This is a genomic window from Micromonospora sp. NPDC048935 (genome assembly GCF_043197875.1).
Classification (GTDB): Bacteria; Actinomycetota; Actinomycetes; order Mycobacteriales; family Micromonosporaceae; genus Micromonospora.
Genome location: NZ_JBICTZ010000013.1, coordinates 43,399 through 59,744, shown reverse-complemented (window position 1 = coordinate 59,744; position 16,346 = coordinate 43,399). Strand labels below are relative to the sequence as shown.

17 protein-coding genes are annotated in these 16,346 nt (G+C 67.4%); 6 read left to right on the top strand and 11 right to left on the bottom strand.

Annotation, left to right across the window (positions count from 1 at the left end; genetic code table 11):
- The first annotated feature begins 105 nt into the window (after positions 1-105).
- The 3 genes from ACGFIW_RS28820 (at position 106) to ACGFIW_RS28810 (ending at position 3,641) form a co-directional block, all read left to right on the top strand.
- Positions 106-1,533 carry a protein kinase gene (locus tag ACGFIW_RS28820; protein WP_393322178.1) on the top strand — a complete coding sequence of 476 codons (1,428 nt, stop codon included), beginning with the start codon at positions 106-108 and terminating at the stop codon, positions 1,531-1,533.
- An 86-nt stretch (positions 1,534-1,619) separates the two neighbouring features.
- Entirely contained in the window at positions 1,620-3,389 is a 1,770-nt protein-coding gene (locus tag ACGFIW_RS28815; RefSeq protein WP_393322175.1) for a substrate-binding domain-containing protein, read from the top strand.
- Positions 3,390-3,512: 123 nt separating this feature from the next.
- The gene (locus ACGFIW_RS28810; RefSeq protein ID WP_357522714.1) at positions 3,513-3,641 is read left to right on the top strand and encodes a hypothetical protein; all 129 of its coding nucleotides are present in this window, start codon (positions 3,513-3,515) and stop codon (positions 3,639-3,641) included.
- Between the two features lie 136 nt (positions 3,642-3,777).
- On the opposite strand, the gene ACGFIW_RS28805 is transcribed toward ACGFIW_RS28810, so the two are convergent.
- The 9 genes from ACGFIW_RS28805 to ACGFIW_RS28765 form a co-directional block, all read right to left on the bottom strand.
- Complete coding sequence (locus tag ACGFIW_RS28805) at positions 3,778-3,936, bottom strand: hypothetical protein (RefSeq protein ID WP_393322172.1); 159 nt, start codon at positions 3,934-3,936, stop codon at positions 3,778-3,780.
- Positions 3,937-3,939: 3 nt separating this feature from the next.
- Positions 3,940-4,308 carry a hypothetical protein gene (locus ACGFIW_RS28800; RefSeq protein ID WP_393322170.1) on the bottom strand — a complete coding sequence of 123 codons (369 nt, stop codon included), beginning with the start codon at positions 4,306-4,308 and terminating at the stop codon, positions 3,940-3,942.
- Between the two features lie 411 nt (positions 4,309-4,719).
- Positions 4,720-5,730 carry a DUF4192 domain-containing protein gene (locus ACGFIW_RS28795; RefSeq protein ID WP_393322436.1) on the bottom strand — a complete coding sequence of 337 codons (1,011 nt, stop codon included), beginning with the start codon at positions 5,728-5,730 and terminating at the stop codon, positions 4,720-4,722.
- A gap of 14 nt (positions 5,731-5,744) precedes the next feature.
- Positions 5,745-6,401, bottom strand: coding sequence for a GNAT family N-acetyltransferase (locus ACGFIW_RS28790; RefSeq protein ID WP_393322168.1), 657 nt, complete (start codon positions 6,399-6,401; stop codon positions 5,745-5,747).
- The gene (locus tag ACGFIW_RS28785; protein WP_393322165.1) at positions 6,398-7,876 is read right to left on the bottom strand and encodes an APC family permease; all 1,479 of its coding nucleotides are present in this window, start codon (positions 7,874-7,876) and stop codon (positions 6,398-6,400) included. Before ACGFIW_RS28785 ends, ACGFIW_RS28790 begins: the two co-directional genes overlap by 4 nt.
- Before the next feature lie 48 nt (positions 7,877-7,924).
- The gene (locus tag ACGFIW_RS28780; protein WP_393322162.1) at positions 7,925-8,554 is read right to left on the bottom strand and encodes a GPP34 family phosphoprotein; all 630 of its coding nucleotides are present in this window, start codon (positions 8,552-8,554) and stop codon (positions 7,925-7,927) included.
- A 348-nt stretch (positions 8,555-8,902) separates the two neighbouring features.
- Positions 8,903-9,583 carry a class I SAM-dependent methyltransferase gene (locus ACGFIW_RS28775; protein ID WP_393322159.1) on the bottom strand — a complete coding sequence of 227 codons (681 nt, stop codon included), beginning with the start codon at positions 9,581-9,583 and terminating at the stop codon, positions 8,903-8,905.
- Positions 9,584-9,586: 3 nt separating this feature from the next.
- A complete protein-coding gene (locus tag ACGFIW_RS28770; RefSeq protein WP_393322156.1) occupies positions 9,587-9,907 on the bottom strand; it encodes a hypothetical protein in 321 nt (106 codons plus the stop codon).
- Between the two features lie 179 nt (positions 9,908-10,086).
- Positions 10,087-10,824 carry a hypothetical protein gene (locus tag ACGFIW_RS28765; RefSeq protein WP_393322154.1) on the bottom strand — a complete coding sequence of 246 codons (738 nt, stop codon included), beginning with the start codon at positions 10,822-10,824 and terminating at the stop codon, positions 10,087-10,089.
- Positions 10,825-11,313: 489 nt separating this feature from the next.
- Here ACGFIW_RS28765 and ACGFIW_RS28760 point away from each other — a divergent pair, with 489 nt between their 5' ends.
- Positions 11,314-12,321, top strand: a complete 1,008-nt coding sequence (locus ACGFIW_RS28760) for a hypothetical protein (RefSeq protein ID WP_393322151.1) — start codon at positions 11,314-11,316, stop codon at positions 12,319-12,321.
- Between the two features lie 16 nt (positions 12,322-12,337).
- The gene (locus ACGFIW_RS28755; RefSeq protein WP_393322149.1) at positions 12,338-13,267 is read left to right on the top strand and encodes an inositol monophosphatase family protein; all 930 of its coding nucleotides are present in this window, start codon (positions 12,338-12,340) and stop codon (positions 13,265-13,267) included.
- A 328-nt stretch (positions 13,268-13,595) separates the two neighbouring features.
- On the opposite strand, the gene ACGFIW_RS28750 is transcribed toward ACGFIW_RS28755, so the two are convergent.
- Together ACGFIW_RS28750 and ACGFIW_RS28745 are read right to left on the bottom strand one after the other, a co-directional pair.
- Positions 13,596-13,856, bottom strand: coding sequence for a hypothetical protein (locus ACGFIW_RS28750; protein ID WP_393322146.1), 261 nt, complete (start codon positions 13,854-13,856; stop codon positions 13,596-13,598).
- Complete coding sequence (locus ACGFIW_RS28745; RefSeq protein ID WP_393322143.1) at positions 13,843-15,189, bottom strand: lysine N(6)-hydroxylase/L-ornithine N(5)-oxygenase family protein; 1,347 nt, start codon at positions 15,187-15,189, stop codon at positions 13,843-13,845. The genes ACGFIW_RS28750 and ACGFIW_RS28745 overlap by 14 nt, the downstream gene beginning before the upstream one ends.
- Positions 15,190-15,315: 126 nt before the next feature.
- Between ACGFIW_RS28745 and ACGFIW_RS28740 the strand changes: the two genes are divergently transcribed.
- A complete protein-coding gene (locus ACGFIW_RS28740; protein ID WP_393322141.1) occupies positions 15,316-16,260 on the top strand; it encodes a methionyl-tRNA formyltransferase in 945 nt (314 codons plus the stop codon).
- Positions 16,261-16,346: the final 86 nt, after the last annotated feature.

Sequence of the window (16,346 nt, the reverse complement as noted above, 5' to 3'; positions counted from 1 at the left end):
CGGTCCCAACCCGTTGTCGGACGTCCTCGGTCACCGGCGGCGGGCATGGCACGATGGCCGTGTCCTGCGCCGCCGGTGGCCGGGCACGACACTGATGGAGTCGGGATGTCAGAGCTGGCCGGCGCGCCGGTGCCGGGATTGGCGAAACTGTGGACGCACGATCCGGTCACCGCCGGCCCGTACCGGCTGGTGGGCCGGTTGGGCGCGGGCGGGCAGGGCGTCGTCTACCTCGGTGAGGACGACGCCGGTGACCGGGTCGCGATCAAGATGGTCAACGTCGATCTGAGTGACCCACGGGCGCGGTCGCAGTTCGTGAAGGAGATCGCCGCCGCTCGCCGGGTCGCCCCGTTCTGCACCGCGCAGGTGCTCTTCGCCGAGGTGGACGGCGAGCGGCCCTACGTGGTCAGTGAGTTCATCGAGGGCCCGACCCTGCACCGGCACGTCCGCGAGCGGGGCCTGGTGACCGGTAACGCCCTGCACCGGCTCGCGGTCGGCACCGTCACCGCGCTCGCCGCGATTCACAGCGCCGGGGTGGTGCACTGCGATCTGAAGCCGGACAACGTGGTGCTCGGCGAGGACGGCCCTCGGGTGATCGACTTCGGCATCGCCCGCGCGTTGGGGGTCACCGAGACGGCGTCCAGCCGGGTCATGGGGACCACCGCGTACATGGCGCCCGAGCGGTTTCGCAACGACGCGATCGGTCCGCCCTGCGACGTCTTCGCCTGGGCGGCCACGATCGCCTTCGCCGCCGGTGGACGGCCGCCGTTCGGCAACGACTCGCTCTTCGCCGTGATGCACCGGGTGCTGAACGATCCGCCCGAGCTGCCCGCGTTGCCTCCCGTTCTGGACGAGCTGATCCGGGAGTGCCTGGCCAAGGATCCGGCGGACCGGCCGAGCGCCGAGCGCGTGCTGGTGCGGCTGCTCCGACAGGACGGCAGGGTCACCGATCCGCTCGGTCGGGACCACCTGCTGGAGGCCGGCAACAAGACCGCTGGCGCGCCGACACCGAACCACCCGTTGCCCCAGGTCCCGCCCACGGCGCTACAGCCACGCCCGACGCAGCCACAGATGCCGACCCAGCCGTCCCACGCGCCAGTGCCGCAGCCGGCCTACCCGCAGGTGTCGACGCAGCCGGCCTACCCGCAGGTGTCGACGCAGCCGGCCTACCCGCCGGTGACGCAGCCGGCCTACCCGCAGGTGCCGACTCAGCCGGCACACCCGCAGGTGCCGACTCAGCCGGCCTACCTGCCGGTGACGCAGCCCGTACACCCGGTGGTGGCGCAGCCGCCGGTGACGGTGCCCGGCGGCGGTGCTGGTGATGGCGGCGCGTTGCGGCGGCTGCGTCGTGAGGCCCCGGACGCCTGGGGCATCTCGACCGCGCTCTTCCTCGGTTCGGTCGGCGCCGCCGCCGGTTACGTCGCATCGAGCGCGGTCGTCCCGGCCGCCGCGGTCGGGGCGGTCGCCTTCGTCGTGGTCTACCTGGTGCGGCTGCTGGTCGCGACGGCGCTCGGGGGGCGGTCCGACCGGGGATGACAGGTGCGCTGGGGTCGGGGTCGCCGGCTGGCGCCGGATCGATAGGTTGACTGCCACCAGTCGCGCCCGCCGAGGAGGACGTCCCGATGCCCCCAACCGCCACGCGTAAGCGGCAGTGGTTGCCGTACACCGCCGCCGTCACCGCCGGGCTGGTGGTCATCGCCGGGGCGTTCGTGATCGTCCGCCAGCGCGACGCCGACTGCACCACCACGCTTGAGGTCAACTCCTCCACGGAGAAGGCGGCTCTGCTCGTCGACCTGGCCGAACGCTACAACCGCAGCGACCGGTCGATCGACGGCGGCGGCTGCGCCCAGGTGCACGTCAGCGCCTTGAACTCGGGCAAGGCCACCGAGGCGCTGGCTGCCGGCTGGGCCAACACCGGCCTGCCGCAACCACAGGTCTGGTTGCCGACGTCGAGCCTCTGGACCGGCCAGCTCCGGCTGCTCGACCAGGCCGCCGGGCGGGAGCCGCAGACTCCGGCCCAGTACCCGTCGATCGCGAACAGCCCGCTGGTGATCGCGATGCCGCAGCCCAAAGCCGAGCTAATACGCCAGCGGGGGGCGCTGGGCTGGGGAGAGATCCTGGGCCTCTCCGGGCGGGACGGGTGGGCGGGCTTCGGCAAGCCGGAGTGGGGCCGTTTCACCTTCGGCAAGGACAACCCGAACCTGTCCACCTCCGGGCTGGCCGCGACCATCGCCACCTACTACGCGGCGGTGCAACGGTCCAGCGACCTGACCCGGTCCGACCTGGCCAACCCCGCGGTGACCCAGTTCGTCAGGCGGATCGAGGCCAACGTGTCGCACTACAGCGACGACTCGGTGGACCTGCTGCGCAGCCTCGCCGAGGCGGACCTGACCGGCGACCCGGGCAGCACGGGCGACATGAGTGCCATCGTCCTCCAGGAGGAGTTGGTGGACCTCTACAACACGGGTGCGCTGAGCCCTCGGCAGGAGGGGCAGGAGCGGGGCCGCCGGCCGAACGTGCCGCTTGTCGCCGTCCATCCCAAGGAGGGCACGTTCAACCTGGACCACCCGTTCGTGGTGCTGCCCTCCGCCGATGGGCGGCAGCGCGCGGCGGCTGCCGACTTCCGGAAATTCCTGACCGAGAACGATCAGCAGAAGAGCTTCGCCCGCCTCGGCTTCCGCGACCACGAGGGCCGCGCCTCGGCGGAGTTGCTCGCCAGCGTCGGCGCCGAGCCCACCGGCGGGCTGCGCTACTTCAAGCCCCCGGACCCGCAGGTGATCGGTGCGATGCTGGACGGCTGGCGCACGCTGCGCAAGAAGGCCAACATCCTGATCGCCCTGGACACCTCGGGGTCGATGGAGGCGATGGTCGGCACCCGTACCCGTTTCGAGGTCGCCTCGGCGGCGGCGGGCAAGGGCCTCGCCCTGCTCAACAGCGAAGACCGGGTGGGGCTGTGGTCGTTCTCCTCCGAGATCCCGAGTCGGCCGAAGACCCCCTACCGGCGGGAGGTCCCGCTCGGCGAGTTCGACCAGAAGCAGATCAAGACCAAGATCGCCGGCCTGCACGTCGAGGGCGCCACCGCGCTCTACGCGACGGTCCGGGCCGCGCACCGAGAACTGCTCGACAGGTACGACCCGCAGCGGATCAACGCGATAGTCGTGCTGACCGACGGCAAGAACGAGTACAGCAAGGACAACGACCTGGACCGGTTGCTCGCCGAGGTGACCCTGAACCCGGAACGCCCGGTGAAGGTGTTCTGCATCGCCTTCGATCGGGACTCGGACTTCGCCACCCTGGACCGGATCGCCAAGGCATCGTCGGGCAAGGCGTTCGACGCCACCGACCCCGCCAAGATCGACGAGGCGTTCGTGAAGCTGGTCAGCAGCTTCTGACGCAGCGCCACGGGTGCGGGCGGCGCCGGGTCAGCCCGGTCAGCACCGGAGCGGGTTGGGCGCCGGGCATTTCGGGAAGGGAGTGGTCCTGACCCGCACCCTCCTCATCGGACGGAGACGAACATGCTGGAGAACCTCGCCGTGGTCGGCGGTCCGAAGTCGCCCGTCGACACACCGGTGATGATCGGCTTCTTCGCCCTCGTCGCGGTCGCCATCGTGGTGATCCTGTTCCTCCGCGCGCGCAACAGGTAGTGTCGCACGACCGCGCCGCCCACCGGCACGGCGGCAGTTTCGGGGAAACTGCTGCCTGGCATGCGCTTGAGGCAGCAGTTTCCCCGAAGTTGCCTCCTCCGCCCGCGCCCGGCACGGGCTTGCTCGTGTGGTGAGGTTAGGTGTCCTCGTCGCCGGGCGTGATCAGACCCTGGTCGTCGAGGAAGCCCCACCACGCGTCATCGTCGCGGCCAACCTCGCCATACCCGGCGCCGAAGACGTAGTAGACGAGGAACGAGTCGAGGTCCGGTGCGACATCCAGGAAGAACTCACGCATGAATCACTCGTCGGTGATCTCCGCCGGGAAGTACCAGACCGAGCCGGTGCCGCGTCGGATCAGCAGCGGCTCCTCGTGTAGCGTGCCGAAGACCAGCCCCTCGGCGGGTTCGTCCGCGACGCCGGTGAACTCCGGCATGTAGTCGAGGTGGTACTGAAGGTCGCCGAGGTCCCCTGCCGCCCGCAGGTCGAACGCGCCAGCGTGGATGCCGTCGGCGGTCGCCAGCAGCTCCCTGACAGACTGCGGCAAATCGGCGGGGATCTGGTCAGCCGGAGCGCCGTCCTGGATCTGGGCCCAGACCAGCGTCACGGGCTGGTCGGCCTCCAGGTTGGTACGCAGCTCTGCGATGAGGTCCCGCAACTCCGGGTTCACTCCCCAACCTCGATTCGGAATCGGTGTCCCACCGGGCAGGAGCAACAGATTACTGACGCCACAGCCACAGCCACAGATGCCCGCGGGGAGTCCACCATCTTGCACTGGGCGTCGCGGCGCCACTTGACGGAACGATTTGGGGAACTGCGCCGTGGTTACAGCGAACTGCCCAACGGCGGTCGCCAACCCGATGGGTACCACTACCTCCTCTTACCGAACGTCACGATCCTAGACTTGTCATTGATCATCAAAAATTGTCGTTGACCTGCGCAAACCTGGTCCATGGCTGTTGCGTTTCTGGGGATCGTCGGGTGGCGGGTGCACGCATTAGGTGCCGGGCACGTAGTGCGGGGCGAGGACGGTGTTGGCGAGGAGCCAGTCTTTGATGACAGCAGCGGCCTGCCCGGGGGTTCATGGGGGTGGCGCTGGCACCCGTTCGATCCCCTCGATGACCAGGTGACGCCGCCACACGGCCACCGCGTCCGATTCCCGGTTCGGCACATGGGTGGGGTCGAAGGAGAGACGCAGTAGCCCGTCGACGGCTTGGGCTACCTCGTCGTCGGGATGCTCGCGCAGGGCTCGGTCCAGCGCGACACCGGCGAGGACTCCATCGCCGCCCCGCCATGCGGTCACAGCGAGCAGCACGAGGGGTGCTGCTGACAGCGAGGGGTCCAGGCGGCGAGCCACCTCGGCCCAGATCGCGATCTCGTCTTGACACCCGGTGTTGCCTCGCCAGGCCATGAATCGGCCTTGTTTGTGAGTGAGTAGGACAGCCAGGCGCGCCACGTCGACGTCACGCAGTCGATCGCCGCGGTGATAGTGCGTCAGGGCGCTACCGATGGCGTTGACCCATGCCACGGCGACGCGCAGGCCGCGTAGCCAGTGTTGAGGTGCCGCCGTAGCTGGTGGCGGCAGCGTCGCCCAGGCTTCCTCCTGGATGGCGCGGGGAATCGACTGATGCTGCTGCACGGTGGCCACCAGCGCGTCGCGGGTTGGCAGGATGACCCGGCCGGCCACGACGGCGGCTACCTCGGCGGCGCTGATGTCGAGTTGGACGGGTCCGCCGTCCAGGCGGCAACAGTCGGGGTCGGTGCAGAGATACGACCAGTACAGGCCGTCGGTGACGCGCACGGCTTCGCGGATGCGAAGTCCGGCCCTCTCCAGCGCCGCGATGAGCGTCTCGACGGCGGGAGTTACGTCGCTTTCGGGGCCGTACCCGGCCACCAGGGCGGCATCCACGCCCTGCCGGGCGACACACCTCAGGATCTCATCGGGCGAGGCGTTCAGGTCGCCGCGGACGAAGCACTCCAGCTTGTCCCTGCGCACACCTACGACCACGACGCTGCGCTCGGGGTGGAATCCCAGCATGAGCGGCACCGCGTCGACGAGGTCGGCCGCCGATCGCAGGTCGAAGCGGGGCATCGCGTCCACTGGCACTACCCCTCCTCCCGGCCGTTGTTCTCGTGGGGTGCTGGTCTGCGCCACATCGGCCACAGTGAGGGACCGCCGGGCAGCCGGATCTCGCCGGTCACCTCGTAGCCGTGGCTCAGGTAGAGGTCACGGTTGCGTTCGTTGCTGGCCTCCAGGTACGCCGCCCGCTGGAGCTGATCGAGTTCGGCGTGGCGGTGGGCCAACATCCGCGTCCCTTGGCCCAGGCCCTGGCGGCTCGGGTGGACCGCGAGAAACGCGAGGTACTCGTGTTGCGGTCTCGGGTGCGCGGCGGCCATGGCCTGATCGAGCTGCGCGAAGCGCTCCAGATGTGGGCCTGCCACCAGGGCCAGCCAACTGTCGTAGTCGGCCGGGTGGCCGCCGATAGCCTCGGGCGGGTACCACACGGCCACGCACGTCAGGTCCTCGTTGACGTCGACCGTTCCGCGCCGCAACGCGTCGTCAGCCCACATCACGAAGTAGTTGCGGTAGATCTTCCAGCGGGCCTCGGGGTCACCCGGCACCAGCCAGTCGGCGACCGGACCGTGCAGGAATGCCTGAGCGAGCAGCTCCGAGACCGCGCGCAGTTCAGTGCGGACGGCGCGGCGGATGCTTCGATTAGGCAGCACCAGCGACGGCTCCCAGCGGACTCCGTCGCGGTTCATGCCCGACCTCCTGCGTGGGCCGGGGCCGGCCGGCTCGTGGCGGACGGCTGAGCAAGGTTGGAGCCCCGACCGATCGAGGCGTAGGCGTCAGGGCTGAACCGTCGCAGCGCCAGCGCCCACACGACCCCGAGGGCGGCGGTGATCAGGTACGCGGCCGGGATCCACCAGCGGAGCGGGTCCGTTGGGGCGACCCCGAGCAGGATGTCGAACTCCTTGATGGTGGTGTAGAGGACCCAGCCGAGCACGATGGTCGCCAGCGCCGGAGCCGCGAACACCCGGTACGGGCTCTCACCTCGCGCATCGCGGGTGAAGTACGTGACCACTGTGGCGGAGGTGAGCACCATCAGGATCAGCACCCCGAGCCCACCGATGACGGTGGCCCAGAAGAAAAGGTGCACGTACGGGTCGGCGCCGGCCACTGCGTAGCCGACGAGGACAGCCAGGGCCAGGATGCTCTGGGCGAGAGACCCTGCCCAGGGGGCGCTGTTGCGCCGGCTGGTGCGACCGAACGCGGCGGGAAGCACCCGCTCACGGCCGAGGGCGAACGCGTACCGGGCGACGGTGTTGTGGAATGCCAGGAGCGCGGCGAACAGTGAGGTGATGAACAGCAACTCGCCGAGGGTGATAATGGTGTTGCCCACGTACGGGCTGGCCAGGTTGAAGATGAGCTGAGTGCCGTCGCTGGTAGCCCGCTCGACGATGTGCTCCGGTCCGGTGGCGACCGACATCGCCCAGGCCACGCCGCCGTAGAGCAGACCGATGATGCCGACCGCGATGAACGTCGCGCGGGCCACCGTGCGCCTCGGGTCCCTGGTTTCCTCGGAGAACACGACGGTCGACTCGAACCCGACGTAACCGGTGACCGCGGTGACCATCGTTGCGCCGATGCCTGCTGCCCAGTCGGCGGGGTGACCGATCATGACCGCGCCGAAGAGTGCGGCGACGGCGCACTCGGCCACGAGCAGGACGGCCAGCACCCGGCCGTTCAGGTCGACGCGGAGTTGACCGAGGATCGAGACCAGTAGCCAGCCGACCAGCGCGCAGGGCAGCCAGTGCACGTTCAGCCCGGCATGGGTGTCGAGGAACTCGGCCAGCACGACGGCGAACCCTCCGTAGAGGCCGACTTGCATCGCGTTGTAGGCCATGAGGGCAATGAACGCTGCGCCGGTGCCGGCGGGTCGGCCGAGTCCTTGGGCGATGTAGGCGTAGAAGCCGCCCGCGCCGAGGACGTGGCGGCTCATGGCGACGAAGCCGACGGCGAAGATCGCCAGGATGACGGCGACAAAAATGTAGGCGATGGGCATGCTGATCTGACCGGTGATGGCCCACCCGGCGGTGGAACCGCCGGCGAGGACGGTCAGTGGCGCGGCGGCGGACATCACGAAGAAGACCACCGACGGGACGCCGAGTTTGTTGCGCGCGAGGGTGTTCGCGACGTTGCTCACCCGGGCTGGAGAGCGTGGGGCCGTGATCATCAAGCAACTCCTGTTTGCGTGAGGGGTAGGGTTAACGGTGGCGCGGTTTCAGGCGCGGTAGCTCAATACCGCTGCACCGATGGACAGGCGCACCTGATCCACCACTGCGCGCATCGGCCGCCATAGCCGCGGCAGTTGGCGACGCAGATAGGCCAGCTCATCCTTGGTGGCGGTTCGCAGAACGACGCTGGTGAGTCCGGTGGCGTCGGAGAGACTCGCCAGAACCAGCGCTTCGAAGTCCATCGGCATGCTGTGCCGGATGTAATGCGAAAGCATCACCCACGGCGCGGCGGCGCGGGTCGAGCTGGTAGGGACGTACTGGATACCATCACGTCGGAGGAAGCGCCGTGTTGCTTCCCGCTTCAGCTCCCCGGACTGCATCAAGCGCTCCGCGACCTGGTCGTAGGCATGAACGCTCACGAAGGCAAGCCAGGTGGACAAGTCGTGGACCTCGGGCTCGCGGGCGATGCTCTGGAAGATCATGTGCGCCGTCGCGTCCTGCGGTGGCGTCGGTCTTGGGGTGACGGTGAGCTGCCCACCTTCAACCCAAATCTTCTGCTCGACGAGCAGTTCTCCGAGCAGCGCAGCCGCCAGCCCGAGCGCGATCGTGTGTTCCGCCAGCAGCGGCCGGCCACTTGTGTCGTCGTGGGCCAAGCGGAAGAAATCGTCGGCGATCACCTCAGGGGCCTTTTCTACTCAAGCGGGACGGACAGGTAGGAATCGACAGCATGGGCGTGAGGCGCGTCGGGGACGGACTGGTCCGCCAGCCGCGCTCGTTGCGCTCGCGTCGGCTGCGTTTCCGGACACTTTGCCTGCTTGTCCTCGGCCGCACCGCGGCGAACATCGGGCACAAGTCCCATGGGGCTGAAGGGCTGATCAGCGCTGGGCAGGAACCATTTGCGGCGTCCCATTGGTGAGCCTCCAAGAGCGGGTCGACCAGGCGATGCGCGTGCGACCCGGTAGCTGAGCGCGGGGCCTTCCCGGCCCACAAGGGCGCTGAACCGAGGTCGGCAGCCGATCGGTGGGTTAGCCATCGCGCTCCGCTGCGGGTTTCTGGGCGCGTACCAATAGGCAACAGGTAGCGTCGCCGTCCGGGGTGAGGATGGAGTCAACGTGCCGATGGTGCAGCCCGGCTGCGTTCACTGCGGCTTTCCAACCCTCCAGACCGGATAGCCAGCGGGCGACGGGTACGTGGCTCCCATCAGCCAGTCGCATCAGGGCGCGTCGCGGTCCGAGCCAGGTCGGGTCAGGTACGGAGAACAGCAGCCGGCCTCCGGGGCGGAGTTGTTGTGCAATCAGCGGCAGTAGCTGTTCGGGCGGACAGAGACCGATCGCCCCGAAGATCGAGAAGCAGATGTCTAGAGGGCGGGTGCGGGTGAGGAAGACACGCGCGTCGCCGCAGTGGAATTGGATCGGCAGATGTCCCCACCGGATGCGTGCCCGGCTGATCTGCGTGGGCGCGAGGTCGACTCCGACGCAGTGGGCGCCGCGCGCCGCGAGGGGGGCGAGGTTGTCACCGTTGCCACAGCCGAGTTCGGCGACGGTCAGGCCGTTTACGTCGCCGAATAGCTCGGTGCTGGGGCCGTGGCCGGGATACTGCGTCCATTCGACCCGCCCGGGTGCCATAGGCCGGTCGTGCGGTAGCGCGAGTCGCGCCTCGCGGTCCCAAGCCTGCCGGTTGACTGTGGTGGAGATGCTGGCGCGCATCGGTTAAGACCGGGTCACATCGAGGCAGGACTGGACGTTGCGCATCTTCCTGCCCAGGTTGACAAGGCTGCGGGCAGCGGCCTTGAAGTCCTTGGAAGCAGCGCGCATGGCGGCCAAGTTCGCTGCGTCGACATCGGGGTTGGCCTTGACCCAGCGGTCGATGGCGCGGGCGACGTGTTCAGCGAGTTCAGCTTCCTTGGTCATCACGCTGCGGAAGTGGCCGGCAGATTCGGTCCAGTTCCACGGGTGCGGCTCATGACCTGTGCCGGCGGTGTCGAGCTGGTAGTTCGTGTATTTCAGCGAGGTGCTGATGCCGTCGAGCATGTCTCGGACCGTCACGACCCGGCCACTGGTGTCTCTGACTACCGCCACTGCCACTCCTCAAGATTCCTTGGGTGGCCGTGCGCGGCGGGGGGATGCCGCGCACGGCCACCGGTTCGGGTTGTGGTGGCCCGCGCGGGCAGGATGAAGCGGCAGGAGACGCCGCGCGGCCACCGGTTCTGTCAGCTCAGCGGGGCTAGAGTGCGCTCGATCCAGGGCACGCGCATGCCGGCCAGCTCGCGGCGCATCGTTTCGACGTCGGTGCCGAAGGGCACGACGCAGCCGCCGGACATATTGGGAGCGCCCTGGCAGGCGTGGACCAGCCTGCCGCCGAGAGCCGCGTGCGCGAGGATGCTCTCGCGTCGCCGTGACTCGTTGAACCAGGTGCCGTGATACAGCTCGTCGAGCACTTCAGCGGTCGCCTTGTCCAGATCGTAGACGACCCGGGCGGCGGCGCACAGCATCCAGGCCGGGGACACGTTGCTGATGTGCCCGTCCAACTCGACTCGGTTCAGCGCCATCAGGGTGCCGCATTCACGCAGCATCCGCAGCGTCCCGTCCGGCACAAAGTCGAGGCCGGGATCCTGCAGGTGCTCCTCGCGGAACATGTAGGCGTACACGTCGTGCGCGGTGCGCAGCACCTGCGCCGGGTCGCTGGTGGAGTAGCCGTACTGCTTGACGAAGTCCAGCACGAGCTGCTCGATCGTCAGCTCCTCGCTCTCCACCGCCGGCAGCAGCTCGTCGCGGACCCCCTGCCAGTCGCACAGCAGCCAGCTCGGGTTCTCGTAGCGGAAGAAAAAATCCTCCGGCCTGATGGCCAGCGTCGATCCGTCGATGGTGATGCCGGGGATGCGCTCCCAGGTCTTGGTGAACGGCGTGGGCAGGTCGACCTTGATAAGGTCTGCGGTGGCTACCGTCATCGCGGTAATTCCTCTCTAGAGGGGGATGTGATCCGTTGGCGGTGGTTAGGCGGTCCTGCGGAGCTAGCCGGCTAGCAGGGCCGCCGCCATGAACGGCGTTGTCGAATAGCCGTGGCTCACCTCCTTCTCGGGTGCGGCTCGTATCGGTTACCAGCCCGCCCACCTGGCTGACGGCGTCCCAAGACCATCGCAGGTCGGCCGAGCACGTGACACCTCGATGACGGGCCGTACATGCACGAATTTCTGGGTGGCCCTGACCAGCAGTCATGTGTCCAGGGCAGCGGATACCCATCAGGATGGGTAAGGTGTTCGACGCCATCAGCGTCGATCGCTATGCGCCGCGTCTGTACGCCGTTGGGAGGCAGCATGGGATCCAACGCATCCCCGCACCAGCGTCTTACTCCCCAGGCACGGGGCCGAGAGCTTGCTCGACTTGGCAAGCAATTGTGGCGGGAGTTGGGCTCTGTCAAGTCCGTCGCTGGGGAGCTGATGAGTCGGAACCCCGACGTTCCCAGCATCCAGGCGTTCCGCTATGCGGCCGGACTTTCGCAGGATCAAGCCGCCGTACGCTATAACGAGGTCGCCGGACACCAGACCAGCCTGGGGGGGACGACGATCAACGCCTGGGAGACTTGGGCGCGAACGCGTGGTTCGGGGTCCCCGCCACCCTTCTCCAGCCTTCTTATTCTTGCCACTGCGTACAGCAGGGGGCCTCTCGGAGTCGCTAAAGAAGACATATCGCCTAGCGACCTCGTTGCGGAGGCTTATGAACGACTGGCACCGGAAGACCAGATCGCACTAAAGGCGCTTTCGGCGAGGAACAGCGGTTGGAACGAGGGACCGAAGAGCCCGGCCGCAATCGGCACAACAACGTCCCTGCCGGCAGGCTCGAACATCATTGGGCCCGACTTTAACCTGACTGTACCAACCGTCGACTTCGGAAACCCTGAAATTTGTGTCTTCACGTTACCGAATCTACGTCCTGGCAACCTCCTCGACCTCACCTGGGAAACGTTCGGTTTCGGTTTAGAGCGGATCATTCGACAGATCAAGAACGTAGGTGGGCGGCTCGACGTCGACATCTGCTTCGGCGTAAACGAGGCAGGGCTGGTCATGGCCACCTTTCTTGCGTCAGCTCAATTTTCCCGTTGCGCAATTGGATATCTGCGCTGCAACAGGGCGCGAAACGGAATCACCCTAGCTTCCAATTCATTCTATCCCGACTCGGGCGAGGCGCCGACAATTCTGATTTGTGATTTCGAGGTCAAACACGCCAATGTCGTTGGCTATCTGGCGCACGAGATCAGGCTTCGATACCCCAACGCATTGCTCTACTTTGCCGTCTTTGGAGCGATGACTAAAGGTTCGAATCTTGAGGTGGCCAGCTTCGACGACCTGACCGGGGCTCAGATCATGCGAGCGGCAGAGTTTTCGGCTGTTTTCATAGCCGCAACAATGAGCCCGCCCGGCATTGAGCCACCACTCGAATTGCGATAGCGACGTAGGAGACACGATGGACTACAAGGATCAACTACCCGACCTTGCTCGGCTAACCGCAGAAGTCGTGGATGCCGTCATGCTTGAGATCAGACCTAAGCTGCTTGAAGCGGCTTTCACCGGGAAGGTCGGAGAGAGCGAGAACCTACGACACTCGGACAACTTTCTGTCGGTACATGACATGTGGATGCACGAGCGGTACCGCGAGCTGATGAGTCGACGCCTGAAGTCATTTGTCTACGCCTCCGAAGAAGCCGAGCCGGAAATTGTGGGCACGGAATCAGACCCAGACTTGTGCGTTCTCGTTGATCCACTTGATACAAGTGAACTGGCGGTACGGGGACTCCTGGGTTACACGCATGTCATGATTTATTCGCGCACGCTCGCGCGACCGATCGTGTCCGTGGTGGGCGACATATTCCATCACGTCCGGTTGTACGTAGCCGCTCGCTACGACGACGGAGAGGATCGCGCCTTCGCCTTTACGGAAAGTGGCTCGGGGCACGCGCTGCGACGAAGTGAGCCGAAGCGCCTCTCGGAATCTCTGCTCACTAATTTCCTCATGCGCCCGGCTGAGCGGCTTATGCCTCTCAGCCGTCAGCAGCGACTCATGGATGCTCTCGATCGCCCTGACCAAGATGGTAGAAGCCGGGGCAGAATCGGCGTCGACTTCGGTTCGGTGAGTCTTTGTCATGTTGCGGCGGGGTTCACCGAGGGCGTGCTTGAGTTCGCAAAAGGATTTGCTATTTGGGATCTCGCTCCGGGTCACTATATCCTCCATGCCGCAGGCGGAACAGTGTTAGACCTCGAAGCGCAACCCATTTCGCTTGACTACGAACTCGCAGCACTGTCGGATATCGTGGCCGCGATGGACCGACGGCAGAAGTTCGTCGCCGCTGGAAGCCGCAGCCTAGCTGAAGAGATCGTTCAGCATCTAGAGGTTTGAAAAGTAGGCTAACCCCAACCGCCCTCGGTTAGTTCCTCACCTTAAAGCACCAGCACTTCAGCATCGCCTACTTCGCGACGAGGCGGGAAAGGTCGAGCGCCTCGACCCGGACCAGCTCCCCGGCGTCGACGTGGTGACTCAGGCGCTCCGCTGGGCCGCCGAGACCGCGAACTCCCGGTTCACCACGCCACCCCACGAGGAGATCGAGGCGGGCGCCATCGCGGACGAGCGCCGGCGGTTCGCTGCGCAGGTGCGCCGGTGGGCGGCGCAGACTGACCTCAGCGCCGACCCGCTCCCGTACCGTCGGGTGCTGGGGCCGGAGGAATCATCAGCCTGGCGTACGTCGCTGTGGCAGCGATGGCTTGTGCGCGACGGCCTGTGGCACCCGCTGCTGGACAGCGAGGTCCCGCCCGACGTGTTGGTGCTGACCGGTGACTCGATGTGGGAGGACGACGGCGTCGACCAGGTCCGCCGGGTGCTGCGGGACCTGGGCCGCCCACGGGTAGTCGAGTTGGGTGAGTACGGCGGCGGCCACCTGCTGGATGTTGGGATCTTCGCCAGTCGGGGTGTGCGCGTCAGTCCGGCACACCCGCGGCCACCGCGACGCGGCTGGCCATCGGGCGGTCGTCGGTGCGGCGGCCGACGATGGAGCCGAGGATCTCGCCGGCGCGTACTGCCGCGTTGGACAGCAGGGAGGCGCTGATGCCGTGGGAGTGCTCGGTGCCGCCCTGGAGGTAGACGTTGGCCCGCACCGACGCGTCCGCCCGGATGCGGTAGTCGCGCTGCACCACGGCCCGACCGAACTCGTCCCGGTGGTAATACCGGGCCGCGTCGTCGAGCAGCGGGAACGGGTCGACCGGCTGGTAGCCGGTGGCGCAGATCAGGACGTCGGCGTCGAGGACCGACACCTCGCCGGTGGTCAGCGTCTCGACGGTGACGGCCACCCGGCCGTCGTGCTCGCGGGCCCCGGTCAGACGGGACATGTTGAGCAGGCGCAGCCGCTGGACGCCGTTGACCTTCTCCTGGTAGGAGCGCCGATAGAGTTCCTCGATGAGGTCGGCGTCGACGACCGCGTAGTTCGTGTTGCGGTGGTAGTTCATCAGCATCGTCTTGACCTCCGACGGCGCGGTGAAGTAGTCGTCCACGGCGGCCGGGTCGAAGATGCGGTTGGCGAACGAGCTGTCGTCGGCCGGGCTGTAGCCGTACCGGGAGAACACGCCGCACACCTCGGCGGCCGGGAACCGCTCGTGCAGGAACGCGGTGACCTCGGCGGCGCTCTGGCCGGCGCCCACCACGACGAACCGGGACGGGTCGGTGCCGTCGAGCCGGTCGATGTTGGTCAGGAGGTCGCGGCTGTGCCAGATCTGGTCGGAGATCTCCACGCCGGCCGGGGTCTGCGGGAGCAGCCCGGTCGCGATGACGAGATTGCGGGCGCGGTACGAGGTGACGCGGCCACCGTGGCGCACCAGCACGTCGAACGCCTCGACCACGCCGTCGCGGAGCACCGGGACCACCTTGGTGACCTCCTGGCCGTAGTGCACCAGGTCGCCGACCTTGGCCGCGGCCCACTCCAGGTAGTCGTGGAACTCGACGCGCAGCGGGAAGAAGCTCTTGTGGTTGACGAAGTCGACGAGCCGCCCCCGGTCCTTCAGGTAGCACAGGAAGCTGAACTCGCTCGTGGGGTTACGCAGCGTGACCAGGTCCTTGAGGAAGGACACCTGCATCGTCGCGTCCGACAGCAGCATGCCGCGGTGCCAGCCGAAACGGGCCTGGCGCTCCAGGAACACGGCGGTGACCGGGTCGGCCGCGGCGTCGCCGTTGTGCTCGTGCACGGCGACGGCCAGGGCCAGATTGGAGGGACCGAAGCCGATTCCGAGCAGGTCGTAGACCGGAATTGCGCCGTACGGAGCGGCCTGTGACATCGGCAGTCCTCATCGTCAGGTCGAGCGGGTCGACACCCTGCACGTGAAAGAGCCGCCCCCGGGGACGGCGCAAAGCTAGGTTAGACTAACCTAACTTTCGCTGAGTTGGATGGGCCAGGAGGAACCGTGCGGGTAGTCATGTTCGGGTACCAGACGTGGGGGCATCGGACCCTGCAAGCACTGCTGGACTCGGAGCACGAGGTCGCTCTGGTGGTCACGCATCCGGCGAGCGACCACGCGTACGAGCGGATCTGGAGCGACTCGGTCGCCGACCTCGCGGCGGCGCACGGCATTCCGGTCGAGGTCCGCGACCGGCCCGACGACGATCTGCTGGTCCCGCTGGAGAAGGCCGACCCGGACGTCATCGTGGCGACCAACTGGCGCACCTGGATCCCGCCGCAGATCTTCGAGCTGCCCCGCCGGGGCACGCTCAACGTGCACGACTCGTTGCTCCCCGCGTACGCGGGCTTCTCGCCGTTGATCTGGGCCCTGCTCAACGGCGAGAAGGAGGTCGGGGTGACCGCGCACATGATGGACGCGGAGCTGGACGCCGGCAACATCGTGTTGCAGCGGTCGGTGCCGGTCGGTCCGCGGGACACGACGACCGACCTGTTTCACAAGACGCTTGAGCTGTTCGGGCCGATCACCGTCGACGGTCTCGCGCTGATCGCCTCCGGCAAGACCGACTGGACGCCACAGGACCGCTCGAAGGCCAGCTTCTTCCACAAGCGGTCCGATGAGGACAACCGCATCGACTGGACCTGGTCGGCGGAGGAACTGGACCGGCTGGTCCGGGCGCAGTCCGACCCGTACCCGAACGCGTACGCGTTCCACCGGGGCCAGCGGCTGCGCATCACCGCCGCGTCCGTCTCGCGGGGCAACTACGGCGGTACGCCCGGTCGGATCTTCATCCGCGAGGGTGACGCCGTCGTCATCGTGGCCGGCGCCGAGGCCCGCCGCGGCAGGAGCCCCGGCCTCGCCGTCGAACGGGTCCGCCTGGACGACGGCACCGAGTTGGCCGCGACCGAGTATTTCCGCACCATGGGCGGCTATCTCACCAGCCACCCGTGACGCGCGGGCGCTGATTCGTTCGAGCCTCCGGGGCTCGCGCCGATGGGCCGAGCCCCGGATCCGCCGCGCCTCGAATCCCGACATTT